Origin of the sequence: Paenibacillus endophyticus, assembly GCF_014192395.1 — a bacterium.
Classification (GTDB): Bacteria; Bacillota; Bacilli; order Paenibacillales; family Paenibacillaceae; genus Pristimantibacillus; species Pristimantibacillus endophyticus.
This window is the reverse complement of sequence record NZ_JACHXW010000004.1, coordinates 186,059-209,040: the sequence shown is the minus strand read 5'-3', so window position 1 is coordinate 209,040 and position 22,982 is coordinate 186,059. Positions and strand designations below refer to the sequence as shown.

21 protein-coding genes are annotated in these 22,982 nt (G+C 46.0%); all 21 read left to right on the top strand.

Annotated elements, in window-relative coordinates; translation table 11 throughout:
• The first annotated feature begins 5 nt into the window (after positions 1–5).
• The 21 genes from FHS16_RS08510 to hflX all read left to right on the top strand — a co-directional run bounded on the left by FHS16_RS08510 (position 6) and on the right by hflX (position 22,957).
• Complete coding sequence (locus FHS16_RS08510; RefSeq protein WP_183560902.1) at positions 6–389, top strand: hypothetical protein; 384 nt, start codon at positions 6–8, stop codon at positions 387–389.
• A gap of 49 nt (positions 390–438) precedes the next feature.
• The gene (locus FHS16_RS08505) at positions 439–666 is read left to right on the top strand and encodes a hypothetical protein (RefSeq protein WP_183560900.1); all 228 of its coding nucleotides are present in this window, start codon (positions 439–441) and stop codon (positions 664–666) included.
• A 475-nt stretch (positions 667–1,141) separates the two neighbouring features.
• The gene (locus FHS16_RS08500; RefSeq protein WP_183560898.1) at positions 1,142–1,555 is read left to right on the top strand and encodes a hypothetical protein; all 414 of its coding nucleotides are present in this window, start codon (positions 1,142–1,144) and stop codon (positions 1,553–1,555) included.
• 101 nt (positions 1,556–1,656) lie between these two features.
• Complete coding sequence (locus tag FHS16_RS08495) at positions 1,657–2,607, top strand: DUF3800 domain-containing protein (protein WP_183560895.1); 951 nt, start codon at positions 1,657–1,659, stop codon at positions 2,605–2,607.
• A 678-nt stretch (positions 2,608–3,285) separates the two neighbouring features.
• Positions 3,286–3,900, top strand: a complete 615-nt coding sequence (locus tag FHS16_RS08490) for a DUF2971 domain-containing protein (RefSeq protein ID WP_183560893.1) — start codon at positions 3,286–3,288, stop codon at positions 3,898–3,900.
• A gap of 277 nt (positions 3,901–4,177) precedes the next feature.
• Complete coding sequence (locus FHS16_RS08485) at positions 4,178–4,813, top strand: hypothetical protein (protein WP_183560891.1); 636 nt, start codon at positions 4,178–4,180, stop codon at positions 4,811–4,813.
• Between the two features lie 383 nt (positions 4,814–5,196).
• Positions 5,197–5,775, top strand: coding sequence for a hypothetical protein (locus FHS16_RS08480; RefSeq protein ID WP_183560889.1), 579 nt, complete (start codon positions 5,197–5,199; stop codon positions 5,773–5,775).
• A gap of 12 nt (positions 5,776–5,787) precedes the next feature.
• Positions 5,788–5,991 carry a hypothetical protein gene (locus FHS16_RS08475; protein ID WP_183560887.1) on the top strand — a complete coding sequence of 68 codons (204 nt, stop codon included), beginning with the start codon at positions 5,788–5,790 and terminating at the stop codon, positions 5,989–5,991.
• A gap of 288 nt (positions 5,992–6,279) precedes the next feature.
• Positions 6,280–6,843, top strand: a complete 564-nt coding sequence (locus FHS16_RS08470) for an outer spore coat protein CotE (protein ID WP_183560885.1) — start codon at positions 6,280–6,282, stop codon at positions 6,841–6,843.
• Between the two features lie 137 nt (positions 6,844–6,980).
• On the top strand, positions 6,981–8,396 hold the full coding sequence (locus tag FHS16_RS08465; RefSeq protein ID WP_183560883.1) for a putative amidoligase domain-containing protein: 1,416 nt from the start codon (positions 6,981–6,983) through the stop codon (positions 8,394–8,396).
• Between the two features lie 604 nt (positions 8,397–9,000).
• Positions 9,001–11,664 (top strand): DNA mismatch repair protein MutS, encoded by a 2,664-nt coding sequence (gene mutS / locus FHS16_RS08460; RefSeq protein ID WP_183560881.1) that lies wholly within the window; start codon positions 9,001–9,003, stop codon positions 11,662–11,664.
• Positions 11,665–11,691: 27 nt separating this feature from the next.
• Positions 11,692–13,764, top strand: a complete 2,073-nt coding sequence (gene mutL, locus FHS16_RS08455; RefSeq protein ID WP_183560879.1) for a DNA mismatch repair endonuclease MutL — start codon at positions 11,692–11,694, stop codon at positions 13,762–13,764.
• Positions 13,761–14,537, top strand: coding sequence for a class I SAM-dependent methyltransferase (locus FHS16_RS08450; protein WP_183560877.1), 777 nt, complete (start codon positions 13,761–13,763; stop codon positions 14,535–14,537). Before mutL ends, FHS16_RS08450 begins: the two co-directional genes overlap by 4 nt.
• Positions 14,537–15,547 carry a tRNA (adenosine(37)-N6)-dimethylallyltransferase MiaA gene (miaA, locus tag FHS16_RS08445; RefSeq protein ID WP_312890817.1) on the top strand — a complete coding sequence of 337 codons (1,011 nt, stop codon included), beginning with the start codon at positions 14,537–14,539 and terminating at the stop codon, positions 15,545–15,547. The genes FHS16_RS08450 and miaA overlap by 1 nt, the downstream gene beginning before the upstream one ends.
• A 17-nt stretch (positions 15,548–15,564) precedes the next feature.
• A complete protein-coding gene (gene hfq, locus FHS16_RS08440) occupies positions 15,565–15,810 on the top strand; it encodes an RNA chaperone Hfq (protein ID WP_183560874.1) in 246 nt (81 codons plus the stop codon).
• Positions 15,811–15,959: 149 nt separating this feature from the next.
• Positions 15,960–18,455 (top strand): PBP1A family penicillin-binding protein, encoded by a 2,496-nt coding sequence (locus tag FHS16_RS08435; RefSeq protein ID WP_183560872.1) that lies wholly within the window; start codon positions 15,960–15,962, stop codon positions 18,453–18,455.
• Between the two features lie 2 nt (positions 18,456–18,457).
• Positions 18,458–19,105, top strand: coding sequence for a peptidylprolyl isomerase (locus FHS16_RS08430; RefSeq protein WP_183560870.1), 648 nt, complete (start codon positions 18,458–18,460; stop codon positions 19,103–19,105).
• 224 nt (positions 19,106–19,329) lie between these two features.
• Positions 19,330–19,887, top strand: a complete 558-nt coding sequence (locus tag FHS16_RS08425; RefSeq protein WP_183560868.1) for a ribonuclease FAU-1 family protein — start codon at positions 19,330–19,332, stop codon at positions 19,885–19,887.
• Complete coding sequence (locus FHS16_RS08420; RefSeq protein WP_183560866.1) at positions 19,884–20,561, top strand: YdcF family protein; 678 nt, start codon at positions 19,884–19,886, stop codon at positions 20,559–20,561. Before FHS16_RS08425 ends, FHS16_RS08420 begins: the two co-directional genes overlap by 4 nt.
• Positions 20,562–20,651: 90 nt before the next feature.
• Complete coding sequence (locus FHS16_RS08415; protein ID WP_183560864.1) at positions 20,652–21,647, top strand: AAA family ATPase; 996 nt, start codon at positions 20,652–20,654, stop codon at positions 21,645–21,647.
• A gap of 20 nt (positions 21,648–21,667) precedes the next feature.
• Positions 21,668–22,957 (top strand): GTPase HflX, encoded by a 1,290-nt coding sequence (gene hflX, locus FHS16_RS08410; RefSeq protein WP_183560862.1) that lies wholly within the window; start codon positions 21,668–21,670, stop codon positions 22,955–22,957.
• The last annotated feature ends 25 nt before the right edge of the window (positions 22,958–22,982 follow it).

Genomic DNA, 22,982 nt, shown 5'->3' with positions numbered 1-22,982 from the left:
CGGGCATGAGCTATATGGAGCGGAATGTATGGATAGAAGCTGAAGTATGGGCCGAAGGCTCATGGAATTGTAACGATTGTAATTCTGATGTTATTGTTGTCTTTCCGGATCGCTCCAAGTGGATTGCAAGCTTTTTTACTTACTCAAATATCGACACACTAAGACAAAAGAATATACAGACTGGTGAATGCATGAACGGGTCGTATTTTTGGTCCAGCGACATGGTGTTAATAGACGCTATTAGCAGGGAAAGAATTGAACAACTTATTGACCATTTAATTAAACATGACGACTTTCAATCGATTTTTAATCGGTACCCTGATGTAGATGCAGAAGAAGATCAGCACTATCCTATTAGTTTTTTTACTACTGATGACATGTTACGCTAACGGATAACTATTGCTTTTACTAAAGAATAATTTAACGAGGTGATAAGTATTGATCTTTGAAAAGTATGAACCTGAGTTTTCGCCAATAGATTATTTTATTACTCGTTTCTTTGTTGGAGATGATTGTTTATTTGAACAGGAAACAAAAGTTTCATTGCCTACCTTGATAACAGGTGATATGATTGACATTTTTGATGAAAGTTATCTAATTGAAAGCAGGGAATTTGGTTTTAACGAGAAGGCTTTTATCACAGTTTATCGCATAAAAAAAAGTTAACTGAATTAATGGTTCGTTAAGCTAACTGGGAACGTTAGTTAAACAAAAGTGAAGTAGTCCATAACTTTAAGCTCAGAGGCTGGTTAGCAACCGGCGGTGATTATATGATAGTCGAAATTGATGGTTTTTTCGAGAATTCATTTCTTATCGGCAAGACATGTTCAATAACAGAATTAAGTGATATGTACAGAATAGCCAAAAACCAATGTACGAGCATGAGTGAGTTTACAGATGTTTTTTGCAGGCTTTTTCAATTTGAGCGGGTGCCTTCATTATATTTGGAGAGTGTCAGATCTGAAATCGTAATTGATACCGATACTGATCACATTTATGCGCCAAGATATTAAGCTTACTGGAACTATAGCTTCATAATCACCAGGACGAGACTGCCGGCATAAATCGACAGCCTCGTTGAGCTAACGGGCATTTTTGCTCAATAAAATGGTAAGCAATAGTTACGAAAATGAGGGAAACGATGAAGAAAAGGTTGAGAAAAAAATTGGGGTTACCCTGGAAACAGCAACATAATGTTTTACTAAACTCCATTCGGTTAAGTCGAAAGAAACATAAAAATTCAAGTTGGAACGTATTAAAATATAGTCTTTTGCCAATTGGAGATCATGACTACAAGTCCTTAATCAGTGAATATTGGGATGAAGAAAACCAAATAAGTGATTATTCCTTTGCATCCCATTGGCTTATCGCTGTGTATTGTTTTGATTATAACAGCTTTAGAATTCTTACCTTTCCTTGTTCAAGTGATGGAAATAGCCCAACCATTTCACCAGTACGAATAGCTGATTTTGGTCGACTATCGAGTAATGAAGGTGCATACGCTGGTTTTGACGAAGCGAGCCAACAAATATTGAATGATATTTATTGGGTCTAAAGAGTGAAGCTCGTTGAGCTAACGAGTAACGTTAATTGAAGAAATTCAAGAATGATTGAATTGGATTTTCAGGCATCTAAAACAGAATAGAGAGATGACATATGAAGATTTTCACTGATGAATCAGGTGACTTTTCGCTCAAGAACTCAACGAGACCAAGCATGGTGGCAAGCTTGATATGCACTGAAGACATGTATGAAGGCATAAAGCGTTTCATGAATACGATGGAGAAACGTTATAATGGCGGTGCTGAAATTAAAGGCTCAGACTTAACATATGAGCAGCGTCTTCATGTATGTGAATTTTTGAAAAAGAACAGCGATCATTTAAAAGTAACGATGACAATTGTACTGCCCTCAGTGGTAACGCATGAGGATTTGAACCTGTTCAGAACCAATCAAGCTGATACGTTTCAAAAAAATAAAGATTGGTACATTAATGCCGGCGGGAAAGTTCAGAAGGTATTAGAAGAATATGATCGTATTGCAAAATTAGCGATGTACCAAAGTAGACTTAGTGATGAAGAGTTTTTACAGGCCCTCTTGCTTACTCAGCAGATGGAGAGGGTTATTAAGTTTTGCATTGTGTATTTTATGGAGCGAAAGCATAGACGGTATTTTAAGGACTTTATATTTTTATTTGATCGGAAACTTCCGAATAAATTATCCGCAATGGAGAAATATGTATTAAACTATGTCAAAGCATTTTTGGACGGAAAGTCCAAGATGGGAATGACTATCCCGATCCCGAATGTATGGAAGACGGGTCATCCGTTTATTGACCGTTACATGATTACAATGGAGGATGGTAGGGAGGCTTTTTTTTTAAATGAATTGTTAAAGAATTTTGAGTTTGAAGACTCGAAAAATGATCCTGGTCTACGGATGGTAGATATTATCTCCAACACGATATACCAACATGTATTAAATCCAAATAACCTCGAGATCGCCCAATGTTATGATACGCTTCAATATGCACTCGGCTATCAAAACAGAATGTCACAATTTCATATCATCCTTAAAAAAAGTTTTAGTCTTTTGAAGCGTGAGTAAGTATGTTTATCGGCTACAGTTGTTGGTCAAATCATGTATGATTCGGCAACATGTAAGAAATATCGCGTGAAAGGGGGGGCTTACTTTGGGATTACATAAAGATTTGATAAAGGCGAAACTTACCAAGCAACGAATAGCCATACTGACGGATTAGGACCAGAAGCTGTTTGGTATAATTGAAGATCTAACGGAATGGACGGTCATTCTGAGGGTAAACAGACAACTCCATTGCGCTAACGGGAAACGATAGTGGAATAAAGCAGCGGCTGTAAGGACTTAGTTTCACGTCCCTAGCAGACGCTGTTTCTTTTATTGGTCTATAGAATTTAAAAAACAACTTGTGCTTTCACAATCTGAGTTTCATCACTTTCGCTTTAACCTGATTACTCAAGATATGAAATTCAATACTTTTAGATGTAGCGTATTTTTCTTGTTTTTCAACCATCAAGTCTACTAAGCGAAAGCGAAAGTGAATTCTTAAAATAAAATCTAGCAGGAAATCGGGCTCACGCGTACCCGCAGTCGTTTGAAAGCCCAGAGGGACCCAAAAAACATGATTTTTCTACTTAAGTAAATGACATTAAGCTTAGGGGCAGTATACCTTCTTTATGTTCCATTTTATGGTACAATATTTTGGGAACGGACCTAGATTCTAAATGGAAAAAAGGAGAGCTAGTAATGGCATACACAATTCAACAATGGAGAAAAAGAATTAGAAATAGAGCTGATATGTCTAGCTTCCTTTTTCATCTGACGAAGCCGAACGGTAGCTTAACTAGCACCGATGTATTATTAAAAATTTTAAAAGAAAGAAAGTTGATAGGTTCTGACTCAAGTGGGTTTATTGGTGGAAGACATACTGCCGTTTGTTTTCAAGATGTTCCTGCATATGGTTTGAGTCAAAACACTTACCATGAACAGCAATTAAGAGAACAGAATTCTAGTACTAAATTGCGGTACAATCCAGTGGGAATTGGTCTACCTAAAAGATACTTATATACCTTGAAGGGAGCAAGACCAGTAATATATGAGCGAAAAGAGACAGCGAGAAGATTCATCCCTCAAGAGGAATGGTGGAGAATTGTTGATTTTGATTTGGGCAACGCTGACAATATAGTTGACTGGACACATGAAAGAGAGTGGAGAGTTAAAGGTGATATGACATTCAAACTATCTGAAGCAATCGTTATAATACCGACGAAGGAAACATATAGAACATTTATGGATAAAGCAGATGATTCCATCATTAAGGGAATCGGTGGTATTACTGTGCTTGATCCTGTCTTGAGTTAGCACTACATAGAACGTAAAACTTAATTGAAGATTATTTTGAAAAAGGGAATATTTTAATAAATGCATTTGGAGATATTGTAATTGCCTTGCTACTGAATATATGTTTGTTAATTGCGATAATATAGAACTATAACTTAACAATTACTATGAGGAGGCTGCTGGCATAAATCGGCAGCCTCGTTGAGCTAACGGGCAGATTAGTTTAGGTATCATAAGGAAACCATTCATTGTTTAACGAACTAAATACCAAGTATTAAAACCACAAAAGGAGTTAGAAATGAAATATATACAAAAAAATATCTATGTGGAGATAAGTTCATTTAACTATTGGTGGGGGATTTACGGCTTCTCTGACTTAGAGGGATGGGAAGATATTGTATTCTATGAAAAGACTGATCAAGATTATATTAGACTTGGAAGTACATGCGTATGTACTAAGAATTATTTAAGAGATGGACTGGAAGATCTAGAAAATGATGCAGACGAATTGGATTTTGTTATTAAAATTAAAGAACATTTAATCGGTAATGAAATTCACTACCATTATTATTATGACAGTCCTAACGATGAAGATTTTTTTGAACTTTCATACGAAAATCTACCCAAAAATGAATATAATATTAAACCCAGATCATTCGAAATATGGCATCCTGATGAGGTGATAAATCAAAAAACCATAACAGAATGTGTGAAAGTAATATGTTCAAGATTTTTAAATATTGAAGCTGCAAATATAGAATATTATGAAGCCATAACTTTTGAAGAAGCCTCTGCATCTTACCTTGAAGAACAATCACGCTGGGTAAGTGCTAAAGATTTTGTATTTACGGACGAATTAATAGACAATCTTATGAATAAGATGTCCAAAACTAAAGATGAAATTCTAATGATTTTAAACAAAAATATCAAATAACTTGAGGATGGCTCATTACACAGTTAACCATGCACGGAAACCCCCCTTTATATATTAAGCATCGCAGGGGTAATAGTATCAATAGTAAAATCATTCAAGCGGCGCGGCTGCTCCCTTTCTTTATTCAACCAACGGGTAACGATAGCTCAAAACAGCGTCAGTCTACGACTTTACTATAAGTCTATGGCTCACGCTGTTTCTATATCTTAATACTTCTATAAGGCACATGTAGGAGATGGACGATTTTGAAGTGTTGCCCTCAAATATTAGTATCCTCACTTAAAGCATGAACGTCAGGGCATTGTTTATACTTTTGTAATAAATCAATAGACGTAATTGGAAAAATAAAGTAGAATTTCAGAGAAATATAGGGAGGTTACACTGTGAAAAAGGCATACATATTTACTTTTTTATTATCCGCATCATTACTTACAGCCTGTGGAAACAGTGCTGTAGAAGCCAAGGTGACAGCATTGCCAGCTTCAATTAATGAAGCAACCAATGAGCCCCAGGCGACACCTATTCCGTCTCCTGAGGTTACAATAGCTCCCTCTGAGATTCCTGTTCAAGATAATGCTGAACATACCGATGAAGTTATAGTTGATGCTGAAATAGATACTTCTGTTTTTGCTTTTGCCCAAAGCGTTGATATAACTGATGCCAGGGACACTAATAAACATATTGATCTTGTCGTAAATATGAGTGAAGAACTAACTCCTGCGTTAGCGACTCAACATGTATTCTTACAAACATATGATTTCTTACAACAAAAGGACATTGAAGGTGCTGATACAATCACTATTGGTGTAATGAACGGAAAATTTCGAGTAACGCAAATTACAGTTGACTGCAAGAAGTTTGTGGCCGGCGAAAACTTATTAACATCTGTAATGGCTGCTTCAAAAATCGATAAGATGGACGATGTAGTTGTTCAATTCGGTAAGGAAACCGGTTTCTGGTGAACTACCCAAATTGTGAAAATAAAACATCGACAAAAAAAGCCGCTTACGAATTTTCACGGTATCTATCTTGTTTTAGATACCGGAGGTCCAGGAACAAGAATAGCTAATTTGAAGACTTTAATATCACAATTTGAAGCTGAAGGTAAACGTATGCCAATAGTGTTTTTTCTTGATGATAAACCAAAACTCTTGGCAAGTAGATTTGAACCTGAGTAATCAAGTGTTTATCGATATTAAATATTGAATCAATGATGTATAACATTGTTTGCTCCAAAAGTAGCCTCGACGTAAACGCCGAGGCTTTTTTTAATAAGTTATTGTGACCGCATTTTGACCGCGAATCATTTACTTTTATACCTCATATAGATGTAGTGAGACGCAGCGAATGAATGTTAATATCCCACTGCTAATGAACATATACAATAATATGGGACCACTTAATCAACATTTGCCTATGTCCTGCATACACTTTAAATGAATGATTGTATGGAGGAGGTTAAATCAATGACTATTGCAGATAAGCAGCTCCAGTACAGAGAAATAATTACGAAGGCTGTCTGCGGCAAAGGTCGTAAGTTTTCCACTGTAACCCATACCGTAACGCCGCCTCATAATCCGACTAGTATTCTCGGAGCATGGATAATCAACCATCAATATGAAGCGGTTCGTTCGGGCGACGGCATTGAGGTAATTGGTACTTACGATATCAACATTTGGTATTCGTACAGCAAAAACTCGCAAACAGACGTAGCTAAGGAATCCGTGCATTACGTTGAGCATGTCAATCTATCCTATGTAGATCCTAAGCACCGTCCATCTACTGTGGAAGTGTCTGCTGACGTCATTCAGGAGCCGAACTGTATCGAAGCGAATATTTCTTCGAACGGCTCGAGCGTCGTGATTCGCGTAGAGCGTGAGTTTTCGGTGGAGTTAGTCGCCGAGACTAAAGTTTGTGTAGCGGTTCTTCCAGGCGGTTGCGGCGACCTGGACGGCAAGGATTTGGAATTCAGCCTCGGCGATAATGATTATGAGGATTTGGATCCGGATTTGCTGGACGACGAGCTGTAAGCAAGCCGGGAAGCTTTGCTGTCAAGGTATCATATGCTGCGGGAGCAGCAAATTCGAGGGCGAAAGCCCTCTTTTTTTTGGAAATATTTAAAGCTCCAAAAAAGCTCAATAAATGATCGTTAAAGGCGGGAAGAGGAATGGCTTCGACTTGGGTTTGGCGAGGCAGCTACGACCGACTTGAAAAAGTAGAAGCGAACCGAGAAAAAAAACATCTATCGGGCGAGCGCAACGGACAACCGCTCCATGCCGAGTCTTGGACGGAGGTAAAGCCCGGCGATGCCGTACTCGCATGGACGCAGAACCGTTCGATTGATGCAAACAGATTCAAAGGCGCCTGGGTACTAAACCTAAAAGGACACCATGCGTCATCTCTTCCTTACGCTGAAAAGGAGAGGATCTGGCGACGTGCAGGCTTGTCTGGAGGTTCGCCCTTAGATAGCGAGCGTTTATTCCGTGTATGCATCATTCATCTTGAGCCTGTGGAATTGCAGCGAATCGATGCGTCAGGGAAAGCGATGCAAGGTAAGCCGCTGCTCCAAGGCAACGCAGGAGCCTGGCCGGATGATCCTGCGCTGCGGAGAGTGGTGCGTACCGCGGTGGCAGCGCTGTATGCGCTCGGGCTCGATATCGGTGAGGCCGAGGTCGGGCTTGGCGGGGACGGGCGAACTGCTGTCCGCGATGCTTGGCCGATGCTGAGGGATACGAGGCAGGAGGCTGCGGTGCTGCGACGATTCGCCGCATGGCATGCTGCGGCGGGAGCGGGAGCTGTGGATCGGCAGCTGCTTATTGGCGCCGATCCGGAGTTTGTACTGGTGACGCCGGAAGGGAAGATCGCTTCGGCGTCACGGTTTTTTGGAGCTGGTGTCGGTGGGGCAGCCGGGACCGACGCCTTGCTCGTAGGGCGACGGCTGCTTTATCCCGTCGCCGAGCTGCGGCCCGAGCCGGCCGAAGACCCGGCCGCGCTAGCCGCCAACGTGCGGCGCCTGCTGCTTCGCGCCGCAGAGCGCATCAGCGACCCTGCATTGCGCTGGGCCGCAGGAGCAATGCCCGTGCCGGGGCTGGCGCTCGGCGGGCACATACACCTTAGCGGAGCGCCGCTGACAAGCCGCTTGCTCCGCCTGCTCGACAGCTACGCGGCGTTCCCGCTCGCGCTGGTAGAAGACCCCGCCGGGCGGGCCCGCCGTCCCCGATATGGCATGCTCGGGGACTTCCGCCTTCAGCCGCATGGCGGGTTCGAATACCGGACGCTGCCTAGCTGGCTCGTATCGCCGGCAGCTGCCAAGGCTGCTTTCGCGCTTGCGCTCCTTTGCGCGCGGGAAGAGCACAATCTCACGTACATCCCTGCTCTTGACGAGCGGTATATGGAAGCCTACTATAGCGGTGACCGCACGGAGCTGGCCGGTTGCTTGGATCAGGCAGCAGGCCAGCTAGGGGCAACTACAAGCTATGCTGCTTATGCTTCTTACATTGAGCCGCTGCTCGATGCAGCTAGGCGCGGAATGACATGGGATGAGAGCGCAGACCTGCGCGTCAAATGGCGGATGCCGCATTGAGGCCCGTAGAAAACCGTTGCCTGATTCTTAAACACCTCTTCATCACATTCGCAATAATTCTTACCATTACCTCTTGCAGCATCCATGTAAACATTTTCGATTAACAATAAGATTATCCCTGCTAACGCTCACCGCGGCGCTGTATGGATAATCTTTTTTGTTAAACGATAGGAAAGGATATCGTAAGGCTATACTTTCTCTATATTTCTTAGAATGAAACGTGCAGCCAATGGATGGCGACAACCGGTTCACCTTGGCGTATAGGAAGGGATATGTGTTTGCTCATCCTCTCTCTATACGTTTCGGCGAAACGAAGGCGACTATTGAAAGGACGCCGTCAGGCGTTCTTCTTAAAAGATAGGAAAGGATATCATTTCGCCAACGTTCTCAATATTTCTTCGCGAAACGTAAGCTTAGCCGCCAGAGGGCGGCATCACCCGATTACGCGTGAGTCATGGGATTCAGTCCTTATTTGCTTCGCTTATGGCGCACATCTGTTCCGCTTGTTATAATGGATATCTGATGTTTTCTGGATTGGCAGCAATGTTTCATTCGCTTGACTTACATGTTTATAGATCTGTTGACGTTTTTGAGGGGGATCCGAATGGCTGGATATACGCCGATGATTTTACAATACTTAGCAATAAAAGAAGAAGCGAAGGATGCTTTTTTGTTTTTTCGCTTGGGTGATTTTTATGAGATGTTTTTTGATGATGCAATTGCCGCTTCACGGGAGCTGGAAATTACACTGACAGGCCGCGAGGGCGGAGGCGAGAAAAAGATACCGATGTGCGGCGTGCCTTACCATTCCGCTGAAAACTATATAAGCCGCCTCGTCGATAAAGGCTATAAAGTTGCCATTTGTGAACAGGTCGAGGATCCTGCGGCAGCCAAAGGCGTCGTGCGCCGTGAAATCGTTCGGATCATTACGCCGGGTACGGTTATGGAAACGAAAGCGCTGGATGGCAATTCCAACAACTTTATCGCTGCTATCGTGCGCGTTGGCGGCATTTTGGGTTTATCTGCTTGCGATTTGTCAACAGGCGAGTTTTATGTGACATCGTTCCCTGAGCATCTGGAGGCGCTGATCGATGAGATAAACGTTTATCAGCCATCCGAGCTCGTCGGTGACGATGAGCTGCTCGCCCGTATTCAAGCAGCGGCAGTATGGAATAGACAGCTTTTGCTTACCGCACGCCAGCCAATGGCGACAGACAAGCTTCTGGAGCAATTCGGCGAAGCTGAAATAGCCAAAGTGAAGGGAGCGCGACTGCAGGCGGTAAGCGTTCTGACCGGTTATTTGGAGGAAACCCAAAAACGTTCACTCGGGCATGTGCGCGCCATAACGAGCTACGAGCCAAACCAGTTTATGATTCTAGATCACTATACAAGAAGAAACTTAGAGCTGACCGAAACGGTGCGCGACCGCAGCAAGAAAGGCTCGCTTCTTTGGTTGCTTGATCGTACGCAAACCTCGATGGGAGCTAGGCTTCTGCGCCGCTGGATCGATAAGCCGCTGCTAAGCAGTACGGCAGTGGAAGCGCGCCTGGACGCGGTAGAAACCTTGTATCTCAACTTAATTCTAAGAGACGACATTCGTTCGGAGCTGCAGCCGATATATGATTTGGAGAGATTGGTCGGCAGAGTGGCTTTCGGCAGCGCGAACGGGCGGGATTTGAACGCGCTTCGCAGCTCGCTAAGGCGCATTCCCCAGCTAACCGAGCTTTGCGAGCATTCCGGCTCTGACGTCCTGAAGGCACTTGTTGATGGGACTGACAACTGCTCTGATCTTGCGGATCTTATCGAAACAGTGCTCGTAGACGAGCCTCCAGTAACGATTAAAGAAGGCGGATTAATCCGCGCAGGCTACGATGCTTATTTGGACCAACTGCGCGAAGCGAGCACCAATGGGAAGAAATGGCTTGCCGAGCTTGAGCGTCAAGAGCGAGAAGCCACTGGCATCAAAAACTTGAAAATCGGCTACAACCGCATATTCGGATATTATTTAGAAGTCTCCAAAGGCAATTTGTCTTCACTTCCAGAAGGAAGATACGAGCGTAAGCAAACGCTCGCGAATGCGGAACGGTTCGTAACGCCAGAGCTCAAGGAAAAGGAAAAGCTGATTCTGGAAGCCGAAGATAAAATGGTTGATTTGGAATATGAGCGGTTCATCGAGCTGCGCGACCATCTGTCTCTTCATTTGCACAGGCTTCAAAAAGCAGCCGCCATTATTGCCGAGCTTGATGTTTATCAGTCGCTCGCTACGGTGAGCGCAGAACGCCGCTTCTCCCGACCCAAAGTAACCGAAGGCTACAATCTTCATATCGAGGACGGCAAGCATCCAGTTGTGGAAGCGATGATGGATGGCATTCCATTTATATCGAACGGAACTGCGCTTCATAAGGACGAGCAGTGGATGCTTCTTATTACCGGTCCGAACATGGCCGGCAAAAGCACATATATGCGCCAAGTCGCCCTCATCTGCATCATGGCTCAAATTGGCTGCTTCGTCCCGGCTAAATCTGCGGAGATTCCATTGATTGACCGTATTTTCACGCGTATCGGTGCAGCGGACGATCTGATTGGCGGGCAAAGCACCTTTATGGTTGAAATGAAAGACATACAAATCATGACCGACAAAGCGACAGCTAACAGTCTCGTCATTATCGATGAGCTTGGCCGCGGAACCTCTACAGGTGAAGGGATGGCAATCGCTCAAGCCGTTATCGAATATGTCCATCATCATATCGGTTGCAAGGCGCTTGTTTCTACTCATTTCCATGAGCTTGCGCATCTTGAGGAATCCTTGCCGTCTCTTGCCAACGCGCGTATGGCCGTCGAGGAAAGCGGCGATAATGTAACCTTCTTAAGAAAACTGATTGCTGGAGCAGCGAGCACCAGCTATGGCATTTATTGCGCTCAGCTCGCTGGCTTGCCTGAATCAATAATTGGAAGAGCGTATGAGCTGCTGGATGAAACGCTTGACGGCGAAACGACAAAGCCTGCTCCAAAGATAGATACCTTCGCTTATGCACAGACCGCTCCCGCGGCAGAATTCGTTAAGGAGGCTGTACAGCCGAAGGGAATCGTACAGCTTTCAATCTTTGATGAGCCAGCAGCAGCGAACGAGGCTGAGCCTGCTCGGAAGAAAGCAAGTCCGAAAGCTGAGCAGCTCGCCGAGCAGCTGCGTAAGCTGGATTTGTTTAATCTCACGCCGATGCAAGCCATGCAATGGCTGAACGATATGAAAAGCAAACTGAACAATTAACAAAGCGGAAGGAGGTTTGTGATCGCTATGGGAAAAATCAAAGTGCTGGACGAGCAGCTTGCCAACCAAATCGCAGCCGGCGAGGTTGTCGAACGACCTGCTTCGGTCGTGAAGGAGCTCATCGAGAATGCGGTCGATGCAGGCAGCACGACTATCGATATCTCGATTGAAGAGGGCGGCTTGACACTCATTAAGGTAATTGACAATGGTTATGGTATCGAGGCTTCTGATATCGTGACGGCGTTTCAGCGGCATGCGACAAGCAAAATCTCTACGAGCAGCGACCTCTTTCGAATTGCAAGCCTGGGATTCCGCGGAGAAGCGCTTCCGAGTATCGCAGCGGTCTCGCGGTTGCAATGCATGTCTTCGGACACCGCTACGGGTTTGGCGCGACGCATCGTGATTGAAGGTGGAAAAGTTACGATTGATGAACCGGCCAACGCGCCGCAAGGAACCGAAATGACGGTTCGCGATTTATTTTACAATACGCCTGCGCGGCTCAAATACATGAAGGCCATTCAGACGGAGCTCGGTCATATTTCTGATTATGTGAACCGGATTGCGCTTGCGCACCCTGGGATCGCGATTACGTTCAAGCATAATGGCAATGTCCTGCTTCGAACGCTGGGTTCCGGTGACAGGCTGCAAGTGATTGCTGCTGTATATGGCTCTAATACGGCAAAAGTAATGCTGCCTGTCGAAGCGGAAACTTCTGATTACGAGCTTCGCGGTTTTATCTCTAAGCCTGAGCTCACGAGAGCTAACCGCAACGGTATTACGGCGATTGTCAACGGTCGATATATTCGCAGCCATACGATAAATCAAGCGCTTCTGCAGGCATATCACACGCTTCTGCCGATTAACCGTTATCCGCTTGTCATTCTTGAGCTGGGCATGCATCCGAGCTTGCTGGACGTCAACGTTCATCCTTCCAAAATGGAGGTTCGTTTCAGCAAGGAGCCTGAGCTCCGCATCATGATTGAGGATGCGATTAAAGCCGTTCTGCGTGGGCAACGGCATATCCCAGGACCCGAATCTATAACTAAAACGGAGCGCTCCAAGCCGCTGTTCGTGCAGGATGCCATCTCCTTTCACAGGCCAGAGCCCGCTGCGGATGCCTTCAAGCCTTTTCAGCCTAACCCAATTAACCCGACTTACCCGGCTAATCCTGCTAGCCAGTCCAATAAAGGCTCCGGTTCATCTTATAAGGCGCAAAATGTGGAGAGGGAATACGTACCGCGGAATGCCGCAGAGAAGCTCTACGCGCCGCCAAGCTCAGCCGATTTGGGTCAGATGGCTGTTCGTGAAGCGAGCCGAGCTTGGGAGCAATCTGCGGTTTCCTCATCGGATTTAAGACTTTCGAACGAGGGGATTTCGTCGGAATCCATGCCTGCGGAAGCTGCTGCAACTGATCGTTACGAAGCACCGTTACCTACTCCTGCGGTCCCATACGCGGATGCTCCGATTGCGAAGCTTCCATCGGATGATGACGCGCCGAACGAATCAGAGCCAGCGTTTCCAGAGCTCTACTGGATCGGTCAACATCATGGCACCTACATTGTGGCGCAGTCTGAGGAAGGTTTGTATTTGATCGATCAGCATGCTGCTCATGAACGAATTAATTATGAATATTATTACCAAAAGTTTGGCAATCCAGAGGCTGCGAGCCAGCAGCTGCTCGTACCGCTCACCTTGGAATTCACTGCGGGCGAAGCTTCCCAGCTAAGGGACCTCATTCCATTATTCGCTCAAGCGGGAGTGGAGCTTGAGCCATTCGGCCTGCAAACATTTCTTGTTCGCTCATATCCGGAATGGATGCCGCAGGGCGAGGAGCAGTCTCTTCTGGAGGAAATGGCGGAGCTTCTTATTGCGGAACGTAAATCGATAAACATAGCGAAGCTTCGGGAAAAGGCGGCTATCATGTGCTCCTGCAAAGCTTCTATTAAAGCAAATGACCGGATGAACCGTGAGGAAGGCGAAACGCTGCTTGCGCGTCTTGCCAATTGCAAACAGCCCTACACTTGTCCCCATGGTCGTCCCATTATCGTTCATTTATCCACTTATCAATTGGAAAAAATGTTCAAGCGGGTGATGTCGTGATTGTCACCACAACGGCTAAGCCTTCCCAGCGCGCACTCGAGCAAGCGGGCAGGCTATCCAGCGAGCTAGCTTCCCCGTTCAAGGCGCGCGGCAATTTAACCGTTGCTAAGCTGCTGTCCTTGAGCGGGGACAAAAAACTGCTAGTTGTAACGGAGGAAGAGGTACGATATTACGAAGGTCAATCGGACACGCCTCTTTATTTCCATCCCAGCATGGCTTTTGTGCGTGTGAAGCGGATGCGCAGGGGAGAAACAGATCCGCTCATTCAATTATCAGGCTGTGAATCCGGTGACCAGATTATTGATTGCACAGCGGGACTCGCTTCGGACTCGCTCGTATTTTCATATGCCTCGGGACCTAGTGGGAAGGTTACCGCAATCGAGAGCGAGCCTGTCCTATGCGCGCTTGTCAGAGAGGGCTTAGCAGGTTATGAGACAAGCCTGCCTGATGTGGATGCTGCCATGAGACGCATTGCAATGACATGCATGAACCATCTGGAATACTTGAAAGGATTGGCCGATAACAGCGTGGATATCGTCTATTTCGACCCGATGTTCCGCAAGCCGATCAATGAGTCTAGCTCAATGGAGCCTCTTCGTTCCATCGCCAATATGAACGCATTGTCAAGCGAAGCCATTGAACAGGCCAAACGCGTAGCTCGGAAAACGGTAGTTCTTAAGGAGCATCAAGCCAGCGAGGAATTTGCAAGGTTAGGCTTTGAGCGAAAACATGTGAATACATCGAAAATTGCATATGGAGTGATAAAGCTTTGATCATAGATTCTAACGAAGAGTTGGACTTACAAAACCAAAATCCGAAGCGGAAGCAGCCTTTATTAGTGCTTATTGGGCCTACTGCTGTGGGCAAGACGCGAATGAGCCTGGATATTGCCAAAATGTGGGACGCGGAAATCATATCCGGTGATTCCATGCAAGTCTATCGGGGTATGGATATCGGTACGGCCAAAATACCTATAGACGAGCGTGAAGGCATTCCTCACCATCTCATTGATATTATGGAGCCGGACATTCCTTATTCGGCAGCCGATTTTCAGGCAGGCGCAACATCCGCGATCGAACAGATTGCAGCTCGGGGCCATTTGCCTTTTATCGTAGGAGGAACGGGGCTTTACGTAGAGTCCGTCTGCTATCAATTCCAGTTCGCTGACATCGGTTCTGATGAAGCCTTCAGACAAGAACAGGAGCGCTATGCTGCCGAGAATGGCGCTGAGATGCTTCATGCCCGTCTCGCTGCCATCGATCCGCCCGCGGCAGAACGGTTGCACCCGAATGACCTTAGACGCGTGATACGCGCCTTGGAGGTTTTTCATATGACGGGACAAACGTTTTCCGAACAGCAAGCAGGCCAATCGAAGGTGTCTCCGTACGAACTTTGCATCATCGGTTTGACTATGGACCGTGCGGAGTTGTATCGTAGAATAGAGCAACGGGTAGATTTGATGATGGAACAAGGGTTAGTAGAAGAGGTGAGGCTGCTACTGGAGAGAGAAATGCCGCCTGCCGCTGTTGCGATGCAGGGATTGGGCTACAAGGAAATCGCGGAATATTTGCAAGGGAATTGCACGTTGGAAGCAGCGGTAGAACGACTAAAGAGGGATACGCGAAGGTTTGCCAAGCGTCAGCTCTCCTGGTTTCGACACATGAATGACATTCATTGGATCGACATGGGGGAAAATTTTCACAACAATTTGCAAACCGTTCATGCTATAATAGCAGGAAAGTTTCAAGTTAATCTTGAATATACTTCTAATCAATCTTTTTAAGACGGGGGTAACGTCCAATGAACAAATCGATCAATATTCAAGATACGTTCCTAAATCAGCTTCGCAAAGACAACATACCGGTTACGGTTTTTTTAATGAATGGCTTTCAAATTCGGGGCGTTATTAAAGCGTTCGATAATTTTACGATTATCATTGACAGCGAAGGTCGTCAACAAATGGTATATAAACACGCTATTTCGACGTTTACACCGCAACGAAATGTTTCATTGATGCAGCAGGATCACAGCTCTTCCGAAGCATGAGCTTTACACGGATATGAAACTTTCTAATAACGAGTATCGTTTAACTAGATAGCGGCATGCAAGAGCAACCCGCTCCAAGCTGGGTTGCTCTTTTCGTTTCGTGGAAATGCTAGATAGAAGATCTTGGAACAACAGGAGGGGAGTCAGCAATGGCTGAACGACCGAACAGAAAGACCGTACCGAAACAAAAGAAGAAAAAAAGGATTTCGGGACGCAAATGGTTTTATGGTTTGTTTTTCACGGCGGTAATTGCAATTGTGTGTGGAATAATCGGCTATCTGCTTATTATTCTTAATGGTGAACGGTTACTCACGGAGAATGCCAACAAGCTCGTATTCGGCGAGTCATCCATCATTTACGATGCGAACAACATTGAGATCGCAAGATTGTCTGATCCGAACGAGAACCGTGAAATCGCAGACTTCTCTGAAATTCCGAAACAAATGTTTGATGCCATAATCGCAACGGAGGATCAGCGCTTCAGAGAGCATTCCGGAATTGATTTCTTTGCGATCGGAAGAGCTGTCGTGAAGGACGTAATCGCCCGCAGTGCTGTTGAGGGGGGAAGCACCATCACCCAGCAGCTGGCCAAGAACGTATTTCTGACTGCTGATAAAACGTTTTTCCGGAAAGCGACAGAAGCTTCGATTGCTGTCGCACTCGAACAGCAGTATACGAAGGACGAAATTCTTACGATGTATTTGAACCGAATATTTTTTGGCAAAAGGGTTCACGGCATCAAGGAAGCGGCTAAATTTTATTTCGACACTGACGTAGATAAGCTGGAGCTTTGGCAGGTCGCAACGATTGCTGCGATGCCTAAAGCGCCAAACCGCTACAACCCGATAGCGCATCCGGAGGACTCCATGAGCCGGAGAGCGGTGGTGCTAAAGTTAATGTTTGATCAGGGCTATATCACTGCAGAAGAGATGGAGCAGGCAAAAGCGGTCGTTTACGAAATTCCCGAAAACCACATCGAACGAACAACAGACAAATATCCGGCATTCGTTGATTACGTTGTGGAAGAAGCAACCGTAGCCATGAATCTTTCAGAGGAAGAACTCCGAATCGGCGGATTCAAAATTTATACGACGCTTAATGTCGAGGCTCAGAATGCGATGGATACGCAGTTCAATGACGACGGCAATTTTGAGAAAAGCGTGGATGAACGCCAGGTTGAAGGCGCGATGGTCATCATTAATCATCGGAACGGTGAGATCCAGGCGCTTACCGGAGGCCGCGACTATGTGAAGAAAGGTTTGAACCGCGTAGATGTCAAACGGCAGCCAGGCTCCGCATTCAAGCCGATTATCGCATATGGTCCTGCTCTTGAATCGGGCAAATATTATCCATGGACAGTGCTTGCCAATGACAAGAAATGTTATGGAAACTATTGTCCAACAGACAGATGGGGCGCCAATCCGGTATCCATGACGCAGGCGATCAAGGATTCCCGAAACTTGGCAGCCGTATGGATGTTGAATCAAGTTGGTCTTAAAAGTGGTTTCGCATTCTCCAGCAAGCTAGGCATCGAGCTTGATGCGGAAAACGATCGTAACCTTTCAGCGGCGCTTGGCGGATTAACCAATGGCGCAACACCTATGCAGATGGCAACTGCGTACAGCGTTTTCGCCAACGAGGGTAAATCTGTCGATACGCATTCGATTCGTAAGATTGAAGGCAAGACAAACACGATTTACACGTATAAAGCTCCTGCTTCCAAGCAGCTAATTTCTGCTGAAACAGCTTACTATCTGACTGAAATGATGCAGACTGTCGTTGAAAAAGGCGGTACGGGAGTGAAAGCGGCTATTGGCCGTTCACTTGCAGGCAAGACAGGCACGACACAGCACGGTATCAAAGGTTTTAGAGGCGACGGCGTGAAGGATGCCTGGTTCGTAGGTTATACGCCGGAGTGGACAGCATCCGTATGGATGGGATACGATAAAGTCGATATCGACCATTATTTGAAGACTGGAAGCATCCAGGCTGCAACCATGTTCTCCAAGGTCATGAAGCCAGCAATGAAAAACATTGCCAAATCCAGCTTCAAAAAGCCTCAAGGGATTAAAGAAGACAAGCCGCCGGCAGCCATTACAAACTTCAATGCGGTATTTATACCGGAAGAAATGCGCGTTCAGCTTTCTTGGGATCCTTACCAAGACGGCAAGGTCACCTACGAGGTATACCGCAAGGAAGCGTCGGAGAGCGAGTTCATTCGCTTCGTAGATTCTCTTACATCTACAGGAGTAGATGATATGAGCGCCTTCCCGGGCATGACGTATGAATATTATGTGGTCGCGTATGATGCGGAGAATGATTTGGAAAGTGCTCCATCATCCAAAATTAAAGTAGCAATTCCAGAAACGGAAATGATACCAGAAATACCTATGGAGCCGGACCCCGTCGATCCTGACGGTGGCGAAATAACGCTGCCGCCAGATGGTGAGGAAGATTTGCCTACACCTACACCCACGCCTACGCCAACGGACGGCAACTTGCCTGTAGAAACGTTGGATCCAGGTGAAGGCGGCGAAACCGGTGAGCCAACGCCGACGCCTGATCAGGGCGCAGGTACTAATAATTCAACAAACGCATTTGGTAACTCTGAAACTGGCGGCAATTCGCAAGGAACGGGTGGTTAGCAATGACGGATAAGAGAGTGTCGCGTTTCCTAGCTCTAATCGCACTGATTGCCGTAGTCATGATGGCTTCAGGCTGCGGGAAGAGCGGAACCGGAGCAAACGGCGGAAACAGCGCACAGGCTTCAGCCAAGACGATGAGCTGGGACAAAATGCCAGACATGCAAATTGATCTTGATAAATCGTATGTGGCGAAATTCAAAACGACAAACGGAGAATTCTCGGTGAAGCTATACGCGGATGAAGCGCCGGTTACGGTTAACAACTTCGTATTTCTAGCTCGTGAGGGTTTCTATGAGGGGCTTGCTTTTCATCGCATTATTAAAGACTTTATGATCCAAACAGGTGACCCCAAAGGAAACGGAACAGGAACTCCTGGTTATGCAATACCGGATGAGCTCAGCACAGAATTGAAATATGAAGAAGGCACGGTCGCTATGGCGAATGCTAGCAAGCCAAACTCGGGCGGCAGTCAATTTTTCATCTGTACGGGGGCGGAAGCAGCCAACTTGAACCGCGAACCAAATTATTCGATATTTGGAAAAGTAGTGAGCGGTATGGATGTTGTAAAGGCTATCGCGGAAACTCCGCTCAAGAATAACATACCAGCGGAGAATATCTTGATCGATTCCATTGAAATTGTTGAGCAATAGTGAAGAATACCGCCTATTTAGGCGGTATTCTTTTTATTTTATTGCGGACTGCTTGGTTTATTTTGCTTGTCGGCTGGAGATGGACGTTAAGATATGGTAATCTTTTTTTATAGGTAAATTCAGCTGTCGCGTTTTACAAGGAATTCACAGTTAGAACAAAACCGAGAACAGTCGTGGACTTTTCAGTCGCGCTAATCTCAATTGAACGGAAAGGTACGTTCCGTATGAAGAGAAAATTTTCAGACCGCGCCAACTGGCGGCGTATCTTGCGCAAGAGCTATTCCTGCTTAGCGCTTGACGGCGACGAGTTCAAAGGTCTCGTGACGTTTTACCGTATTCATGAGCTGCGTGAGCCGTTGTGGAAGGAATATAACGGCCGCAAGCTTTGTTTGGCCGACCGGGGATATCTTTGGATGCAGCATTTCCCTAGAGGCGAGCATTTCGTTGTCACAACGATGTTCGATGATAAAGGCCGAGTCGTGCAGTGGTACATCGATGTTTGCAAGACGCAAGGCTTAACGGACCAACAGGTGCCTTGGTTTGATGATTTGTATTTGGATGTGGTTGTGCTTCCGAGCGGAGAAGTTTTCTTGATGGATGAGGATGAGCTTGAGGATGCGTTGAGACATGGCGATGTCAACAACAAAGATGTAGCGTTGGCTCGCAAAACAGCAGGGAAGCTTCTCTCGAGCATTCGCAACGGCCGATTCCGGTATTTCACGCTTAGCTTGAAGCATCGGAAGAGCTTGCTTGAGCGTACCGGGGAATTAAGCGAATCATGAAAACGGCAGCAAATGTGAAGAGCAGCTCACGGAAACGATCAAGAAAAAGGCGTCCGTGGCTGCTCTTGTTGCGTGTTGCTGCATGGGTCATATGCGCTGGCGTATTTTGGTGCGGTTATTTACTATGGTTAATTAATGGTTACGATACCGAGAAGCCATTGATTAAAGCAGACGCTGGGATAGTGCTCGGCGCAGCTTTATGGAATAACGAGCCTAGTCCTGCTTTGAAGGAAAGATTGGATTTTGCGCAGGAATTAATTGAAACCGGCATCGTGGACAAGCTCATTTTATCTGGCGGACTTGATGGGAATGGCTCGACCAAAACGGAAGCGGAAGGGATGCGCGACTATCTGGTCGCAAATGGTATTTCAGCTGACAAGCTGTTGCTAGAAAATAAAGCAACGAGCACGTACGAGAATCTGGCTTTTAGTCAACATATCGCAGATCAGCACGGGCTGGATATGCTGCTTGTCATCACACATGATTATCATGCAGCCAGAGCAAAGGAAATTGCAAAAAAGCTTGATTTCTCGCCTTTACAGGTCGCTGCAACAAAATCCAAAGTGCTTAATCCCGTATATAATGAGTCGCGCGAAGTACTTGCTTTCACCAAATGGAAGCTTGATTCGCTGCTGCTTACGTTAGGAATTGTTCCTCCTGATTCATCGCCGTAAATCTGCTAATATGCTGCTGCAAGGTAGAATAAACTTGTAGTGCGGTCAGGCCGCGACAGCTTTTGAAGCAAAGGATAGGTGATGCGACAGATGAGTGGACACGTCATTTCGGGGCCAGGCAATGGCTCCGCAAGACCTTCCCGTCAAATTAATGTAGTCCTGAGAAGCCAAGAAACTTTCCAGACTGGAGCGTCAGCCCATGCTTTGGAGTCGGAACCGCTCCCTGCTGTGAAGCCTCTGCCGAGCGAGGACCATTACGCGGACATTCAAAAAGAACTAGAACCGATGATCGGTATGGAAAATGTGAAATCACTGGTTTATGAAATATATGCGCTGCTCTACATTAGCCGAATGCGTTCCGAAGCAGGATTATTTGGCGGCTCTCACGTGTATCATATGATTTTCAAAGGAAATCCGGGCACGGGGAAAACAACGATTGCAAGAATCGTAGCGAAGCTGTTTCAGAAGATGGGTGTTCTCACGAAGGGTCACATGATCGAGGTTGAGCGTGCTGATCTCGTTGGCGAATACATCGGGCATACGGCGCAGAAAACCCGTGATCTCGTGCGAAAAGCGATGGGCGGCGTGCTGTTTATTGATGAAGCGTACAGCCTAGCCCGCGGTGGCGAAAAAGATTTCGGCAAGGAAGCAATTGACACGTTAGTGAAGTCGATGGAAGACCATAAAAATCAATTCGTGCTCATTCTTGCAGGCTATCCGGCTGAGATCGATGATTTTCTGCTAACGAATCCGGGGCTTCCTTCACGTTTTCCAATCCAGATCGAGTTTCCGGATTATTCGGTGGATCAATTAATTCAAATTAGCGAGTTAATGGCGAAGGAACGCGACTATGTATTGCTGCCACCAACGATATTTAAATTAAGGCAGCATCTCATGCAAGAGAAACTCAGCACGATGTTTTCTTTCAGCAATGCCAGATATGTGAGAAACTCTATCGAGAAAGCGATTCGGTTTCAAGCAGTCCGTTTGCTGTCGCAATACGCAAACTCCGTACCCGCGAAGCAGGAGTTAATGACGATTAGGCCAGAGGATTTAAAATGGGATACGAAGCCGATTTCAGGCTGATCGATTAGAAGGAGCATAAGATGAGCGACAAAACATTCGATACGAATCCCGATATGATGGAGAAGGCTATTTTGATCAGCTTGGTAACCGCGAAAGACAAACGCAACGGCGGAGACCCAGAGATGTCGCTTCAAGAGCTTGCACAGCTTACGGAGACGGCAGGAGTTGAGGTGCTTGCAACGATTACGCAAAACAAGGAAAGTGTGGACTCGAAATGGTTTATAGGCAAAGGCAAAGTTCAAGAGGTTAAAGCATTGGCTGACGAATTGGGTGCAACGACAGCTATTTTTGATCAAGAGCTGTCGGGCGCCCAAGTACGTAATCTTGAAGAGTCGCTCGATTTGAAGATCGTTGACCGGACCCAGCTCATTCTGGATATTTTTGCAGGACGCGCTAAAACTCGGGAAGGCATTATACAAGTAGAGCTTGCCCAGCTTAGCTATTTGCTTCCAAGGTTGTCGGGGCAAAGCAAAAATCTTTCGCGTTTAGGCGGGGGGATCGGCACCAGAGGGCCAGGGGAATCAAAGCTTGAAACTGATCGTCGACATATCCGCGATCGAATATTCGATTTGAAGACTGTTCTCGAGGAAGTTGTAAGGCATAGGAAGCTGCATCGTGAGCGGCGCAAGAAAGCCGGCGTCACTCAGGTTGCACTGGTCGGCTATACGAATGCGGGTAAATCGACTTTGCTTCGCGAGCTGACAAATGCTGACGTTTATGTAGAAAATCAGCTGTTCGCAACACTAGACCCCACCTCCAGAACGCTCGAATTGCCGAACGGAAGAGAAATCATTTTGACAGATACGGTAGGGTTCATTCAGAATTTGCCAACGGATCTCATTGCTGCTTTCCGAGCTACGCTAGAAGAGGTCTGCGAGGCTGATCTGGTACTTCACGTAATCGATAGCAGCTCGTCTGTACGCGAAGAACAAATTGCTGTCGTAAACAAAATATTAGGCGATCTTGGTGCTTCTGATAAGCCGTATATTATGGTCTATAACAAAAGGGATATGTGTGTGAATAACGGTTCTTTGTCGGATCTGCCTATTACAGGCGGTGACAATCTTGTGATTAGTGCCTATGATATCGGTGATCTCGAGCTATTAAAGCAGTCTGTTCAAGACAAGCTGAGCGGTGATGTTGTCGTGTTTAATGTTCCGGCTGAGCGCGGTGACCTAATCGCTCTTGCTTATCGAAGCGGGGAAGTTATTCACCAAGAGGTAACCGAGGATTCACTTAAACTTACCGTTCAGGTCAGCAAGCAGGATTATGAACAGCATGGATATCGGTTGAAGCATTATATTGAATAATGGAATACATACATTAACGGAGTCG